This is a genomic window from Acidocella aminolytica 101 = DSM 11237, assembly GCF_900129125.1.
In the GTDB taxonomy this organism is placed as follows: domain Bacteria; phylum Pseudomonadota; class Alphaproteobacteria; order Acetobacterales; family Acetobacteraceae; genus Acidocella; species Acidocella aminolytica.
Map to the genome: position 1 here is coordinate 1 of NZ_FQVJ01000061.1, position 13,565 is coordinate 13,565.

Here is a 13,565-nt window from a genome sequence, read left to right on the forward strand (position 1 = left end):
AACCAGCAAAAAAGCCACCAAAAAACATAATATCCAAAAAAAATGCCAAATCTCTCACTAAAAAATAGAGATATGCAATCAACGCATAGCTTGGAAGGAGACAAGCAAACGGATCACCTCCCCTCAAAATAAGATTAATGGCGCCTGGTCAGGTACAGCATTTGGCAACAGCTAAGCGTCGGCCCCCTCAGGCAAGGCCGCATCAGCACATTCGAAAAAAAGGCGAACCCATAAGGCTATAAACAACCCCAAAGGCGCGCTTGCGTATATTCAAATTTGACAAGAATGCCTGGGTAAAATATCGGGCTGACAGCTTTAATGAGTTTCATTCTCATTTTCGTGTCAGGATCTATCTTGCCTCAGCCAACCTCCACCATCCGCCGCTCCTCTTTGCCTTTTATAGCCGTCTTCGGGCCTGGCCTTGTTGTGATGCTTGCCGATACTGAGGTCGGCAGCATCATCACAGCGTCGCAATCCGGCGTGGCATGGGGCTACAGGTTATTGCTACTGCAATTTCTGCTCATTCCAATCTTATATGTCGTGCAGGAGCTAACAGTCCGCCTCGGCCTTTTCACCGGCAAAGGGCATGGTGAGCTGATCCGCGACACCTTCGGCAAAGGATGGGCTTGGCTTTCCGCCACCGGCCTTGCCGTGGCAACCATAGGGGCTTTGCTATCAGAGTTTTCTGGTGTGGCTGGTGTGGGAGAGCTTTATGGCGTACCACGCGCTGTAACATTGTTCCTGGCCGTGTCATTCCTGCTTGTGGTCGCCCTCACCGGTTCTTACCGCCGGGTAGAGCGGGTCGCGATCGCGCTGGGTTTATTTGAGCTTGTCTTTTTCGCTATTGCCTTTGTTTCCAAGCCAAACCCTCATCAGATCGCGGCTCAAATGCTGCGCCCCGCCCTGGCCGACCCCAATTACCTTTATCTCGTAGCCGCCAATATTGGCGCGGTAATTATGCCGTGGATGATTTTTTACCAGCAATCCGCCATTGCAGACAAAAAGCTAAGCCCGGCAGATTTTCGTTACGCCAAACTGGATACGGCCATTGGCTCAGTCGCCACTCAGCTTGTGATGGCTGCTGTTTTAATTTCAACCGCGGCCACCATTGGGCTTAAAAATCCCAATGCCACCCTTAATTCGGTTGGTGATATAACGGCCGCTCTTACGCCTTATCTGGGCGTCACCATGGGCAAATTAATTTTCGGTGTCGGTGTACTCGGCGCAGGGCTAGTTGCCTCAATCGTTGCATCTCTGGCTTTCGCCTGGGGACTTGGAGAGGTTGCAGGCTATCGCCGTTCGCTAGAGGATCATCCGTTCAAAGCCAAATGGTTTTACGGCATATATGCCGCTTGCCTCATCTGCGGTGCAATACTGGTTGGCGTTGTGCCAAACCTCGTCATCCTGAACATTGCCGTCGAGGTCATGAACGCCCTCCTCCTGCCGTTGGTTCTTGGCTTTCTGGTCATGCTCGGCCTGAAAGCTCTGCCCGCCCACATACGCCTGCGCGGATGGTATGCGGTACTTACCATTATTCTTTCCGTCATCACGGCAGGGCTAGGCGTTTATGGCGGCTTGACGGGCACAGGTCTGTTTTAGTCCGCCACCCATTGCCAAACCGTACACTAGGTCCTGTCTGCACCTATAGCAGCCTTCACGGGATTCTTGCATCTCGCGTGCGCCATGACCAGCGACGAGCAGATCAGGCGCGGTGTGCATCGATCCTCCTGGCAACTCGAGATAAATATTGGCACCTTTATCGAAACCTACAATGCCAATTCAAAACCCTTCCGATAGATCAAATCCGCCAATAACACCCTCTCGGTCACCCGGCGCTTTAGTGCAAGAACCAGCATAATCAGCAGAATTTCAGAAACAGGACACTACAGTCGGGATACATTCTTTGAGATAGACGACGGCGGTAGCTGCAATTCTGATGGTGGTCAGGAATGTGTGAGCGCATCGGTCGTAGCGCGTTCCGATGTGCCGCCAATCTTTGAGTTTAGCGAGCATGTTCTCAATTTTGTGGCACAGTTTGTAGAGGGGCCTTGGCACATTCGATGCTGCGAGCCGTTCCGCCCCAACACTTCTCAGTGAAAATTAAAACACCAAGCAATTGCGCCACCCAGCCATAGCCCGTTGCCCCTGGAATATTCCGCCTTCGCCGTGGATGGCCAGCCGGATTTGATGATGCGGGTCTATAACCCCGCCACGGCTGAGGATGCGGCGCTGATCGCGGCGCATTGCACGATTAAGATATATGATGCATCATATTCAGACCAATGACCATCCTGAATGAATATGAGGCCGCCACGGCCGCCCAACGCCTCGGCCTGCCCGGCAGCGCCACGTTGCTGGCCAGTGAACGCGACCTGACCTTCAGACTGCGGACGCAGGCGTGTGATTATGTGCTGAAAATCTGCCATCCGGATGAGGATGCGCAGATGATCGCCCTGCAGCTTCGCGTACTGCGCCATCTTGAAGCCACCGTCCCCGCCTTGCCTGTGCCACGCGTAGCAGGAGCGGCCCGGTTGGAGTTTGCTGACAGGCAGGCGCGCGAAACCTATATTCTCAGCTGGCTGCCCGGCATGCCGCTGCATGATCATCCCGGCGGCACGGCGCAGGCTTTCGCACTAGGGCAAATGATGGCGGGGATGGCGCAAGCCCTCGCCAGCCTGAAACCGCCCGCGAAAGCGCCAGAACAGCTCTGGGATATTTACCGCGCCCTGGAAATTATCCCGAAACTGGAGGGCGCTGAACCTCATCACAGTGCCCTGGTTGAGCCGGTGCTGGAGGAATTCGCCACCATCACCAAACCTGGCCTGGACCGCCTGCCCGCTCAGCTAATCCACAACGACTTCAACCCGCATAATCTCTTCGTGGATAAGAGCAACCCAGCGCACGTAACCGGCGTGATCGATTTCGGGGACATTACCGTGGCCCCGCGCGTGAACGACCTCGCCGTCGCCCTCTCCTACCGCCTGCCGCACGCTTCTCTGCGCGCCACCATCCCTGACTGGTTGGCCGGGTATGAGAGCATTTCCCCACTATCCGATGCGGAGCAGGATTTGCTGCCGCGCCTCATCCGCGCCCGCATGGCTATGACCATCACCATCGCTTCCTGGCGGGCACGGCGCACGCCGGAAAATGCTGCCTACATTCTGCGCTATCGCGACGGGGCGGAACACTGCCTTGCCGCAGGCGAAGGTTTTTTCAATGATCTTTTCAAACGGACCAACCATGTCTGAAACCTTGCTTGCTCGCCGCCGCGAATCGCTCAGCCCATCCTATCGGCTGTTTTATGACGAGCCTTTGCGCCCGGTACGCGGCAAGGGCGTGTGGCTGTATGAGGAAGATGGAACAGCCTGCCTGGATGCATACAACAATGTCGTCCCCGCTGGGCATTGCCACCCGCGCATCGTGGCGGCTGTGGCGGCGCAGACGGCGCAGCTCAATACCCACACGCGCTATCTGCATCAGACGATCCTGGATTATGCCGAGGCGCTGCTTGCAACTTTTCCAGCCGCGCTGAACCGCGCCACGTTCACCTGCACGGGCAGCGAGGCCAATGATCTCGCCATCCGCGTCGCCCGTCACGTCACTGGCGGCACCGGCATCATCGTTACGGAAAACGCCTATCATGGCGTTACTCTGGCCACGGCGGAGATCTCTCCCTCGCTGGGGGCGAAGATGCCTTTGGGAGCGCATGTGCGTACCGTGCCCGCCCCGGCGGAGGGCATGGATTTCTCCGCCGCCGTGCGAGCCGCCATCAAGGATCTGCAACGCCACGGCATCAAACCCGCTCTGCTGGTGGTGGACACCATCTTCTCATCGGACGGCGTGTTTGCCGATCCGCCGGGCTTTCTGGCCACGGCGGCGGAAGCCATCCACGAGGCGGGCGGGCTGTTTCTGGCCGATGAAGTGCAGCCGGGCTTTGGGCGCACCGGCAGCGCCATGTGGGGTTTCGCCCGGCACGAGCTGATGCCGGACATGGTTTCGCTCGGCAAGCCCATGGGCAATGGCTACCCGGCGGCGGGGCTAGTGGCGCAAAGCCATGTCATCGATGCGTTCGGCCAGAACATCCGTTATTTCAATACGTTCGGTGGCAACCCGGTGGCCATGGCGGCGGCACTGGAAACATTGCGCGTGATCCAAGAGGAAAAGCTCATGGAAAATGCCGCCACCACCGGCGCCTACCTGATGGCGGGGCTGAAAGCCCGCCATCAGGTGCAGGCCGTGCGCGGCGATGGCCTCTTCATCGGCGCGGAGCTTGCGGATGGCGCCTTGGCCAGCCGCGTGGTGAATCACATGCGCGCGCATGGCGTACTCATTAGCGCCTCCGGCCCCGCCGGGAATGTGCTGAAAATCCGCCCGCCTCTGGTGTTCACGCCTGCCCATGCTGATATCCTGTTCTCCGCTTTGGACGGCGCCCTGGCGGATGGATGAACTCTCCCCCCTCACCCATGAAACGCTGAGCGAAACCGCCTATTCCACGCTGGCCGAGGCGCTCATTCAAGGCCGCTTCCAACCCGGCCAGCGCTTAAAAATCCGCGACCTAGCCGCCCAGCTCGGCACCAGCGTCACCCCAGTGCGCGATGCGATTCTGCGGCTGGTGCAAGATGAGGCGCTCAGCTTCCGCTCCGCCCGGGATATCCGCATCCCCGGCATGACGCTGCCCGAATATTTGGAAATCCGCGCCATTCGCTTAGCACTGGAGGGGCTTGCGGCGGCGGAGGCGGCTAGGCGCGCGCGCAGCACGGATATTGCCGGGCTTGAAGCACTGCTCGCCCGCCACGAAACCGCGATGAAGGCGCTAGACTGGCGGGAGGGGCTGCGCGCCAACCAGGAATTCCATTTCCGCCTCGCCGCCATTGCCCGTATGCCCATTCTGGCGGCGCAGCTCAGGCGGCTCTGGCTACGCATGGGTCCGTTGATCGCGCAGACTTATCTTGAAGGCGAGCGGGCGATGATCGAGCATCATTACCCAGTGCTGGACGCCTTGCGCGCGCATAACCCGAAAGCAGCCGAGCGGGCTATACAGGATGATATAACCAAAGGTGGGCAAGGCATTCTGGCCTCCGTCAGCGCCGCGCAAACCAAGGAGACCGACCACGGCTGAGGCAAAACCCGTTCTGCTGCTTACCGGTGCGAGCCGTGGCATCGGCCCGCTTCGGCCTTGAACCTAAAGTCAGGTATTCAAAATCCTGATCTAGAACCGGACCAACTGTTATCCCTTACTCCACAACTTCGCGCTCACGCTCCCCATGCGCCTCCACCAGCGCCAACAGCCCTTGGATAATCTGCATCGGCGTCGGCGCGCAGCCGGCTATCACCAAATCCACCGTCAGAAACGCATCCGCACCACCGGCCACGGCGGGGGAGCCTTTGAAAACACCACCATCCACCGCACAATCTCCCACCGCCACTACAAATACCGGATCGGGCATGGCCGCGCGGGCCTGCATCACCGCCTCGCGCATATTCACTCCGGCCACGCCGGTAATCAGCAGAATATCCGCATGGCGCGGGCTGGGCGTAAAGCTCAGCCCATATTGCGTGAGATCATAAACAAGGTTCTGGGTGGCACGCAGCTCCAGCTCGCAACCATTGCAGCTGCCTGCCGCCACATGGCGGATGCTTAAAGCCCGCCCTAGCTTGCGCTGCCCCGCCGCCTCCAGCCGGGCGCGCAGGGTGTTGGCGAGGTCCGCATTCGGAGCGATGGCCGGTGCGGCACGGGAGAGCAGATGCTGGGCAACGGTTTTCCAAACCATGCCCACACCATAAACCCTCCGCCTCGCGCCGGGAAAGCCTTACCGCGGCAGGAAGCCCACAATCCGTTCCGCCTCATCGGTAATCGGCCCGGCGATGGCTGCCGCCTTACGCGCCCCGACTTGCAGAATCCGGTCCAGCTCCGCCTTATCGGCCAGATACTCGCGTGTGCGCATAGCAATCGGCTCTACATGCGCCACCAGCGCCTCGGCCAGCGCGGTCTTGAACGGCCCAAAGCCCGCACCCGCGAACCGCGCCAGAATCGCCTCCTGGCTCTCACCGGACACAGCGGCGAAGATACCGAGCAGGTTGCGCGCCTCCGGCCGTTCCGCCAGCGCCCCCAGATTATCCGGTAGCGGCTCGGGATCCGTCTTGGCCTTGCGGATTTTCTGCGCAATCGCGTCCGCATCGTCCGTCATGTTGATACGGGACTGGTCGGACGGGTCGGATTTCGACATTTTCTTCGTCCCGTCCCTCAGGCTCATCACCCGCGCCGTCTCCTTCAGCACAAACGGCTCTATACGTGGGAAGAAGCTCACCCCGAAATCATGGTTGAATTTCTCGGCAATGTCGTTCGCCAGCTCAATATGCTGCAGTTGATCATCCCCCACCGGCACCTTGGTGGCGTGGTAGGCATGAATATCCGCGGCCATGAGGTTGGGGTACACAAACAACCCAGTGGAAACCTCTTCCTGGTTCTTGCCAGCCTTGTCCTTGAACTGCGTCATGCGCTTCAGCCAGCCCATGCGGGCTACACAGTTAAAAATCCATGCCAGCCGCGCATGGGCAGAGACCGCAGATTGATGGAATAGCACAGAGCGCTCAGGGTTAATCCCGCAGGCCAGCAGCAAGGCGGCCATGGTGTAGGTCTGTTCCCGCAAGGCGACAGGGTCCTGGAAGGTTGTGATGGCGTGCAGATCCACGAGGCAATAAATGCACTCATCCTCCCCGTCCTGCAGCGCCACCCAGTTGCGCAGCGCGCCGAGATAATTGCCAAGAGTCGCAATGCCGGTGGGCTGAATACCTGAGAAAATGCGGGCCATGTGTCGTCTGTCTCCGTTACGGGTGTGGGGTTAGCCGCCAAACGGGAAACAGACAACCAGGAATAAGAAACAGCACTGGCCCGTCACCCGCGGCGGCACTGCTGGAATGGAAAATCCCATGCCGCTCCTAAACGGAGCGCCACCAAGGCTGCTGGGCAGGGCAGGGGCTGTTCATCATGTGCGAAAGATTAAGCACCGACGCCGCCTCTGGCAAGTTGCCGCCCCCCTGCCTCTTGGCTAGGCTCTTCCCAACTAAGAGGATTTCCATGACAGACACCGCAAAACGCATCCTCTGCTTCGGCGACTCCCTCACCTGGGGCTGGGTGCCGGTACCAGACGGCGTGCCGTCCACCCGCTACCCATACGCCCAGCGTTGGACTGGCGCCATGGCCGCTGCACTGGGGGCTGACTATGAGATCATTGAGGAAGGACTGAACGGCCGCACCACCGCCGTCGCGGACCCTGTGGACCCCCGGCTGGACGGTTCAGCCTATCTGCCCAGCGCCCTGGCCAGCCATATGCCGCTGGACCTCACCATCATCATGCTCGGTACTAACGACGCCAAGCGCCTCTATAACCGCAGCGCTTACGAGATCGCTGTGGGGATGCAGAAGCTTGTCCTCCAGGTGCGCGGCTCGGCGGGCGGGGTGGGCACCGCCTATCCGGCACCGAAAGTGCTGGTCGTGGCACCGCCGCCGCTCGTTCCCTCGTGCGTGCCCTGGTTCACGCACATGATGGATGGCGGGCAAGAAAAATCCGCCGCGCTGGCCCAATTATATAAGGATATGGCGGCCTTCATGAAAGCCGAATTCTTCGATGCGGGCCGCGTGACCCAAACAGGCGGAATAGACGGCATCCATCTAACCGCCGCCAACAATGCCGCACTCGGGCAGGCTTTGGCCGGAAAGGTGAAGGAGATTCTGGGCTAATCCACCTAAGCCTTGCGCCTTCTGCGGCGCAGGAGGCCCAGAAATTCCCGCAGATCAAACGCCCGCAGCACGGCACCCGGCCCGAAATAAAACACGCCCCCCACCAGCACTAAAAGCAGGAATTGCGGAATGCTCGTCACCCCCTGCGGCAGAAAGCGCTGCACGCCCCACAAGGCGACAGCCATCACCGCCCCTGCGAGCAGAATTCGCGGTATCCGCCGGCGGCTCAGCGTATCAAAGTGGAAATGCCCGCGCCTATAGAGCAACGCAAACAGCCAGGCCGCATTGAAGGCGGAAGACAGCGAAGTCGCCAACGCCGGTCCTACCGCCTTCAACGGGTGCATGAACAACAGATTCAGCCCCAGATTCAACGCCACCGCCGCCATGCCAATCTTCAACGGCGTCACCGTGTCTCCCCGCGCGTAAAAACCTGGCGTCAAAATTTTAATCAGCGCGAACGCCGGCAGCCCGAGCGCGAAAGCTGCAAGGGAGTTCCCCGCCAGCACGGCGTTATGGGCAGTGAAGGCCCCGCGTACAAAAGCCACGTCCATCACCGCCTTCCCCGCCACTGAAAGCCCGATCGCCGCGGGCAAGGTCAGCATCAGCACAGATTCAAACGCGCGGTTGAGCGCGGTATTCGCCTCCACCTCCTCACCCAAAGCGATATTCTTGGTCACGGCGGGCAGCAACGCCGTACCCGCCGCCGTGGCAATCACCCCCAGAGGCAACTGGTTCACCCGGTCCGCGTAATACAAAATCGAAACCGACCCGGCGGGCAGCAACGTGCCGATAATAATGTCAATGGACACATTCAGCTGTGTCACCCCCGCTCCCACCAGCGCCGGGGCCATGCGCTTGAACATCTTTTTAATCCAGGGGGAGAATCGCAGCTTCGGCTTGGCAAAGCGCATCCCCGCCCGGCGGATAGCCCACAGCACCAGCGCCATCTGCGCAATGCCAGAGACCATCACACCCCAGGACAGCGCATAGCCAGGGTTGGCCATGTGCGGCGCCAGCCAGAGCATCGCCGCGATCATGAAGATGTTAAAAAGCATTGGCGCCGCCGCCGCCGCCGCAAACCGCCCCAGCGCATTCAGCACGCCCGAGAACAAGGCGGTCAGGCAAATAAAGAACAGATACGGGAACATGATCCGCGACATCGCCACCGCAAGATCAAATCGCCCGCCCTGCCCGTTAAAGCCCGGCGCCAGAACATAAAGCAACCAGGGCATGAACAGCTCGCCCAAAATGGTCAGCGCGCCAAGCCACACCGCCATCACTGCCGTCGCCTCCTCGGCGAATTCGGTGGCGGCACGCATCCCATCTTTGTGCAGAATCGTGGAGATTGAGGGTACGAAGGAGGCATTGAACGCGCCCTCGCCAAACAGCCGCCTGAACAAATTCGGCAACCGCAGTGCTACAAAAAACGCATCCGCCACCGGCCCTGTGCCAAGCACGGCGGCAATCAGAATATCCCGCGCGAAGCCGAGCACACGGCTCGCCATCGTCCATGCTCCAACAGTAAAGGCGCCGCGTATCATGCAGGCGCTCTTACTCAGTTCGGGAGAATGAAGCCATAGGCCGGATAGCGCGTGATGCCGAGCCCATGGGCAGGCTCGTACCACACCCGCACCATCGACCAGTTATTATTCCGGGAGACATCAATCACCGGCAAATGATGCTCAATCCGCCCCGGCAGCCAGTTGGCCTGCGTGACCAACACCTCCCGGCGGGAGCGCACGGCGGTCACCACGGCGACATGCCCGTCCACCATGTCGCCATGGCGCTTCAGCACCAGTACCGCCCCCACTCTGGGCCGGTGCGTGCGCGGATAAATCCCATCCGCCTCGCGCCACCACTCATAAGCATCGCCGCTCAGCCTGATACCAGACACATCCCGCGCATATGGCACGCAGGACAACCGGGTGGGTGTGCCGAAGTGAGACGGCGATTCCAGCCTTGGTCCGCCCGCACAGGCCCCCAAAGCCAGCGTCAACAGCAAGGCCGCGCCGCGCGCGCATGAGCGCAAATGAATCCAGTGACTTGCCTGTTTCATCACGCCTCTCACTCTGCCGGATCGCACGGCCGCGCCGCAAGCCCGCTTGATCCTGCGGGGCGCTGCGTCTAGCGTCCGCCCATGGCCGCACTCTCAATGCATTCGCCCGTCGGTGATCTCACCTTGTTCGCCGAGGAAGACGCTATTGTCGCCCTTGAATGGGGCTGGGGCAGCCTGCAGGAGCCCTCCGCCCTACTGCGCCAGGTCAAAGCTGCGCTGGACGCTTATTTCGATGGCGAAGCTCCCATCCCCACCGACCTGCCCCTGAACCCCGGCGGCACCGCCTATCGCCGCAAGGTCTGGGCCGCGCTGCGCGCAATCCCGCATGGGGAAACCCGGTCCTATGCCGCAATCGCGGCCATTGCAGGCGGGTCCGCCCGGTCCATCGGCGGCGCCAATGCTGCCAACCCCATCCCCATTCTCATCCCCTGCCACCGCGTCCTCGCCACCACCGGGCTTGGTGGCTATTCCGGCGGCGAGGGGCTGGAAACCAAACGTCTCCTGCTCGCGCTGGAGACCCGAACCAAGGCCAACTGCATATGAGCAAAGCCATCCGCATTCATGCCCATGGCGGGCCCGAGGTGCTGAAATGGGAACAAGTCCCCACGCCCCAACCCGGCCCGAACGAGGCTCTGATCCGGCATGAGGCGGTGGGGTTGAACTTCATCGATATTTATTTCCGCACCGGCCTCTACAAAGCCAACCTGCCCTCCACGCTGGGCATGGAAGGCGCTGGCGTGGTACTGGCTGTGGGCGAGAATGTGCAGAACGTCGCCCCTGGCGACCGCGTGGCCTATGCCGGAGGCCCGCTTGGCGCCTACAGCACGGAACGCGTCATCAATGCCGAGAAGCTGGTGAAACTGCCAGAGGGCATAGACACCAAAACCGCGGGCGCGATGATGCTTCAGGGCCTCACCGCCTATTTCCTGCTCCACCGCACCTTCAAAGTGCAGGCGGGCCAGACCATCCTGGTCCACGCGGCGGCTGGCGGGGTGGGGCTTATTCTCTGCCAATGGGCCAAACATCTGGGGGCGAATGTCATCGGCGTCGTCTCCTCCGAAGCCAAGGCCGAAATCGCCAGGGGCAACGGGGCGGCGCATGTGATTGTCGGCCACACTAATCTAGCCGCCGAGGTCAAACAGATTACCAGCGGCGCCATGGTGCCCGTGGTGTATGATAGCGTTGGCAAAGATACCTTCAACGCTAGCCTCGACAGCCTCGCCCCGCTCGGGCTGATGGTCAGCTTCGGCAACGCCTCCGGCCCAATCCCGCCCTTTGACATCGCCACCTTGTCCACCAAAGGCAGCCTTTTCCTCACCCGCCCTGGTTTCTCCACCTATATGTCTACCGCGCAGGACATCTCCACCGGCTCCACTGCATTATTTAGCGCGGTGTTGTCCGGCGCGCTTCATATCAGCGTGAATCAAAGTTTCCCGCTGGAGGACGCCGCCACCGCCCACACCGCGCTGGAAGCCCGGAAAACCACCGGCAGCACCGTTCTGATCCCCTGAGGCCCATGCGGCGGCGCATGGCAAACGGGCTGCCGCTCTATGGCGCAGCGGCGGTGGGACTAGCGGTTCTCCGCCCGCTCACCATCCTCTTCATCGACCAGCCCGTGACTTTGTCCTGGGTGCATCACCAAACGCTACGGCCTTTGTTTCAAGCCTGCGCCGCGCGGTCTCTGCTGACTTTGCCCGGTACGGGGCTCATCCTGCTCTGGGCCCTGTCGCGCCATCTGCGCGGCCAACCGGCACTGGATTGGCTCTGGCTCGCCTTGGCGACGCCGGTGGCCACGGCCGCCAAGGACGAGCTGAAATGGATGATCGGCCGCCCCTGGCCCTGGAGCTGGCTGAAATACAGCCTCTACAGCTTCCATCCCTTCGCGCAGAGCATCCGTTACGGATCCTTCCCCTCGGGCCACACCGGCTACTCCGCCGCGCCGCTTGGCGTGCTCTGGGCCTTGCGACCCCGCTGGCGCCCGCTCTGGGCGGGCTTGCTGCTAGTCATGCCCGGCCAGGTCTGCGCGGACTACCATTTCCTCAGCGATGTTCCGGCCGGGCTGCTCACCGGCGGTTTTTGCGCCTGGGGCACTCTGGCCTTGATGGAGCAACATTGTGGCTGAACCCCGCCTGACCAGCCGCCATTTCATTCCGCTTTTCATCACCCAGGCACTCGGCGCGCTGAATGATAATCTGTTCAAGAACGCGCTAGTGGTGTTGGCCTTGTTCAACCTCTCCACCCGTCAGGCCGCCGCCCTCTCGGCCTTGTCCGGCGGGCTGTTCCTGCTGCCTTACATCCTGGTTTCCGCCCCCGCCGGACAACTGGCCGACGCGCACGACAAAGCTAGGCTGATGCTATGGACCAAATATTGGGAGCTGGGGCTGATGCTCCTGGCGCTCATCGGCTTTCTCACCGGCCATTTCGGCTTTCTGCTGGCGGTACTGGCCGGGCTGGGACTGCAAGCCGCGTTTTTCTCACCTTTGAAATACGGTATCCTGCCCGAACTTTTCTCGGGCGACAGGCTGGTCTGCGGCAATGGCGCCATTGAAGCCGGAACCTTCGCGGGCATCGTGCTCGGAACCGTGGTGGGCGGCGTGTTGATCCTGCTGCCGCACGGGCGATTTCTGGCCCCGCTGGCAGCCATTCTGCTCGCCCTGGCGGGAATTCTCAGCGCCCGGAACATCCCCGCCACACCCCCCGCGGCGCCAGGACTCAAACCGGACTGGAATTTATGGCGCGCCAACATCCAGCTGCTGCGGATCGCCGCCGCCAACCGGCCGGTCTGGTTCGCCTGCTGGAGCATCTCATGGTTCTGGGCGCTGGGCGCCACCGTGCTGGCGGCTTTTCCTGTTCTGGCCAAGGCCCGGCTCCATGCGGACGGCCATGTGGTCACGCTGTTGCTGGGTGTTTTCGCAGTGGGGGTTGGCATCGGGGCGCTGGTGGCCGGGCGCGTGGTGCATGGTCGGCATTTGCTCCGCATGACCCTGCCCGCCGGGCTGGGCATGAGCCTGTTCATCGCGGATTTCGCCATCACCGCCGCGCATCTCACCGTGCCGGATGTGCCAACCTTGCTCGCCCGCCTCGCGGGCTGGCATGCGCTGATCGACCTCGCTTTAACCGCCATTTGCGGCGGGCTGTTCTCCGTGCCCTTTTATGTGCTGCTGCAAGGCCGCGCCGCCACGGCGGAGCGCGCGCGGATGGTCAGCGCCAATAACGTGCTTAACGCCGCCGCCACATTGGCCGCGGGCGGCATAGAGGCCGTGGCCTACGCCAAGGGCACCAGCCCCGGCACCGTCCTGCTCATCGCCGCCTGTCTGAATCTGGCGGTCATGGGTTGGATCTGGCGCACGGCCCTAGGGCTTAACCGAGCGCGACGGTAAATTCCGCCTCGGTTTTCTGCCTTATCTCATCCACCGTCACATCCGGCGCGTGCTCAATCAGCACCAGCCCCTCGCCCTTTTTCACCTCAAACACGCCAAGATCAGTGATGATCTTACTCACCACCTCCTTACCCGTCAGCGGCAAGGTGCATTCCTTCAAGATCTTCGGCTCCCCCTTGGCCGTGTGTTCCATCAGAATCACCACGCGCGGCACACCGGCCACCAGATCCATCGCCCCACCCATGCCCTTCACCATCTTGCCGGGCACCATCCAGTTGGCGAGGTCACCGCTCTCCGCCACCTGCAAGGCGCCAAGAATCGAAATATCGATATGCCCGCCACGGATCATTGCAAAACTCTGCGCGGAATCGAAAAAGCTGGTGGTCGG

The 13,565-nt window shown here is 61.1% G+C and carries 15 protein-coding genes; 10 read left to right on the forward strand and 5 right to left on the reverse strand.

Features of this window, described 5'->3' with window-relative positions:
• Positions 1–354 precede the first annotated feature (354 nt).
• From BUB54_RS18710 to BUB54_RS18725, 5 genes are all read left to right on the forward strand, one after another.
• Complete coding sequence (locus BUB54_RS18710) at positions 355–1,599, forward strand: NRAMP family divalent metal transporter (RefSeq protein ID WP_241869459.1); 1,245 nt, start codon at positions 355–357, stop codon at positions 1,597–1,599.
• A 540-nt stretch (positions 1,600–2,139) separates the two neighbouring features.
• A complete protein-coding gene (locus BUB54_RS21020) occupies positions 2,140–2,286 on the forward strand; it encodes a hypothetical protein (protein WP_158320162.1) in 147 nt (48 codons plus the stop codon).
• Entirely contained in the window at positions 2,283–3,248 is a 966-nt protein-coding gene (locus tag BUB54_RS18715) for a phosphotransferase (RefSeq protein ID WP_048880215.1), read from the forward strand. The genes BUB54_RS21020 and BUB54_RS18715 overlap by 4 nt, the downstream gene beginning before the upstream one ends.
• Positions 3,241–4,446, forward strand: a complete 1,206-nt coding sequence (locus BUB54_RS18720) for an aspartate aminotransferase family protein (RefSeq protein WP_048880214.1) — start codon at positions 3,241–3,243, stop codon at positions 4,444–4,446. The genes BUB54_RS18715 and BUB54_RS18720 overlap by 8 nt, the downstream gene beginning before the upstream one ends.
• Positions 4,439–5,119: a GntR family transcriptional regulator gene (locus tag BUB54_RS18725; protein WP_048880213.1), complete on the forward strand. Its 681-nt coding sequence runs from the start codon at positions 4,439–4,441 to the stop codon at positions 5,117–5,119. Before BUB54_RS18720 ends, BUB54_RS18725 begins: the two co-directional genes overlap by 8 nt.
• 115 nt (positions 5,120–5,234) lie before the next feature.
• Here the strand turns inward: BUB54_RS18725 and BUB54_RS18730 are convergent, their stop codons facing one another.
• Together BUB54_RS18730 and trpS are read right to left on the reverse strand one after the other, a co-directional pair.
• A complete protein-coding gene (locus BUB54_RS18730) occupies positions 5,235–5,771 on the reverse strand; it encodes an NADH-quinone oxidoreductase subunit B family protein (RefSeq protein WP_073212011.1) in 537 nt (178 codons plus the stop codon).
• Between the two features lie 39 nt (positions 5,772–5,810).
• A complete protein-coding gene (gene trpS / locus BUB54_RS18735) occupies positions 5,811–6,812 on the reverse strand; it encodes a tryptophan--tRNA ligase (RefSeq protein WP_048880212.1) in 1,002 nt (333 codons plus the stop codon).
• 266 nt (positions 6,813–7,078) lie between these two features.
• On the opposite strand from trpS, the gene BUB54_RS18740 reads away from it, so the two are divergent.
• Positions 7,079–7,741, forward strand: a complete 663-nt coding sequence (locus tag BUB54_RS18740) for an SGNH/GDSL hydrolase family protein (RefSeq protein ID WP_048880211.1) — start codon at positions 7,079–7,081, stop codon at positions 7,739–7,741.
• A 5-nt stretch (positions 7,742–7,746) separates the two neighbouring features.
• On the opposite strand, the gene murJ is transcribed toward BUB54_RS18740, so the two are convergent.
• Both murJ and BUB54_RS18750 read right to left on the reverse strand, forming a co-directional pair.
• A complete protein-coding gene (murJ, locus tag BUB54_RS18745; protein WP_048880210.1) occupies positions 7,747–9,282 on the reverse strand; it encodes a murein biosynthesis integral membrane protein MurJ in 1,536 nt (511 codons plus the stop codon).
• Between the two features lie 14 nt (positions 9,283–9,296).
• Positions 9,297–9,797 carry a CHAP domain-containing protein gene (locus tag BUB54_RS18750; RefSeq protein WP_052948441.1) on the reverse strand — a complete coding sequence of 167 codons (501 nt, stop codon included), beginning with the start codon at positions 9,795–9,797 and terminating at the stop codon, positions 9,297–9,299.
• 81 nt (positions 9,798–9,878) lie between these two features.
• On the opposite strand from BUB54_RS18750, the gene BUB54_RS18755 reads away from it, so the two are divergent.
• The 4 genes from BUB54_RS18755 to BUB54_RS18770 are packed head-to-tail and all read left to right on the forward strand — an operon-like array spanning position 9,879 to position 13,177.
• Positions 9,879–10,340 (forward strand): methylated-DNA--[protein]-cysteine S-methyltransferase, encoded by a 462-nt coding sequence (locus BUB54_RS18755; RefSeq protein WP_048880209.1) that lies wholly within the window; start codon positions 9,879–9,881, stop codon positions 10,338–10,340.
• Positions 10,337–11,308, forward strand: a complete 972-nt coding sequence (locus BUB54_RS18760; protein ID WP_048880208.1) for a quinone oxidoreductase family protein — start codon at positions 10,337–10,339, stop codon at positions 11,306–11,308. Before BUB54_RS18755 ends, BUB54_RS18760 begins: the two co-directional genes overlap by 4 nt.
• Before the next feature lie 17 nt (positions 11,309–11,325).
• Complete coding sequence (locus tag BUB54_RS18765; RefSeq protein ID WP_048880207.1) at positions 11,326–11,919, forward strand: phosphatase PAP2 family protein; 594 nt, start codon at positions 11,326–11,328, stop codon at positions 11,917–11,919.
• Positions 11,912–13,177 carry an MFS transporter gene (locus BUB54_RS18770; RefSeq protein WP_048880206.1) on the forward strand — a complete coding sequence of 422 codons (1,266 nt, stop codon included), beginning with the start codon at positions 11,912–11,914 and terminating at the stop codon, positions 13,175–13,177. The genes BUB54_RS18765 and BUB54_RS18770 overlap by 8 nt, the downstream gene beginning before the upstream one ends.
• Here the strand turns inward: BUB54_RS18770 and BUB54_RS18775 are convergent.
• A partial coding sequence (locus BUB54_RS18775) for a CoA-transferase (protein ID WP_280521948.1) occupies positions 13,158–13,565 on the reverse strand: 408 nt, incomplete at its 5' end. The genes BUB54_RS18770 and BUB54_RS18775 overlap by 20 nt on opposite strands.

What these genes read in the sequence shown, in the direction of transcription:
- BUB54_RS18750 (WP_052948441.1), bottom strand. Translation starts at nt 9,797, where the DNA reads ATGAAACAGGCAAGTCACTGGATTCATTTGCGCTCATGCGCGCGCGGC.
- BUB54_RS18720 (WP_048880214.1), top strand. Translation starts at nt 3,241, where the DNA reads ATGTCTGAAACCTTGCTTGCTCGCCGCCGCGAATCGCTCAGCCCATCC.
- BUB54_RS18755 (WP_048880209.1), top strand. Translation starts at nt 9,879, where the DNA reads ATGGCCGCACTCTCAATGCATTCGCCCGTCGGTGATCTCACCTTGTTC.
- BUB54_RS18715 (WP_048880215.1), top strand. Translation starts at nt 2,283, where the DNA reads ATGACCATCCTGAATGAATATGAGGCCGCCACGGCCGCCCAACGCCTC.
- trpS (WP_048880212.1), bottom strand. Translation starts at nt 6,812, where the DNA reads ATGGCCCGCATTTTCTCAGGTATTCAGCCCACCGGCATTGCGACTCTT.
- BUB54_RS18740 (WP_048880211.1), top strand. Translation starts at nt 7,079, where the DNA reads ATGACAGACACCGCAAAACGCATCCTCTGCTTCGGCGACTCCCTCACC.
- BUB54_RS18760 (WP_048880208.1), top strand. Translation starts at nt 10,337, where the DNA reads ATGAGCAAAGCCATCCGCATTCATGCCCATGGCGGGCCCGAGGTGCTG.
- murJ (WP_048880210.1), bottom strand. Translation starts at nt 9,282, where the DNA reads ATGATACGCGGCGCCTTTACTGTTGGAGCATGGACGATGGCGAGCCGT.
- BUB54_RS18725 (WP_048880213.1), top strand. Translation starts at nt 4,439, where the DNA reads ATGGATGAACTCTCCCCCCTCACCCATGAAACGCTGAGCGAAACCGCC.
- BUB54_RS18765 (WP_048880207.1), top strand. Translation starts at nt 11,326, where the DNA reads ATGGCAAACGGGCTGCCGCTCTATGGCGCAGCGGCGGTGGGACTAGCG.
- BUB54_RS18730 (WP_073212011.1), bottom strand. Translation starts at nt 5,771, where the DNA reads ATGGTTTGGAAAACCGTTGCCCAGCATCTGCTCTCCCGTGCCGCACCG.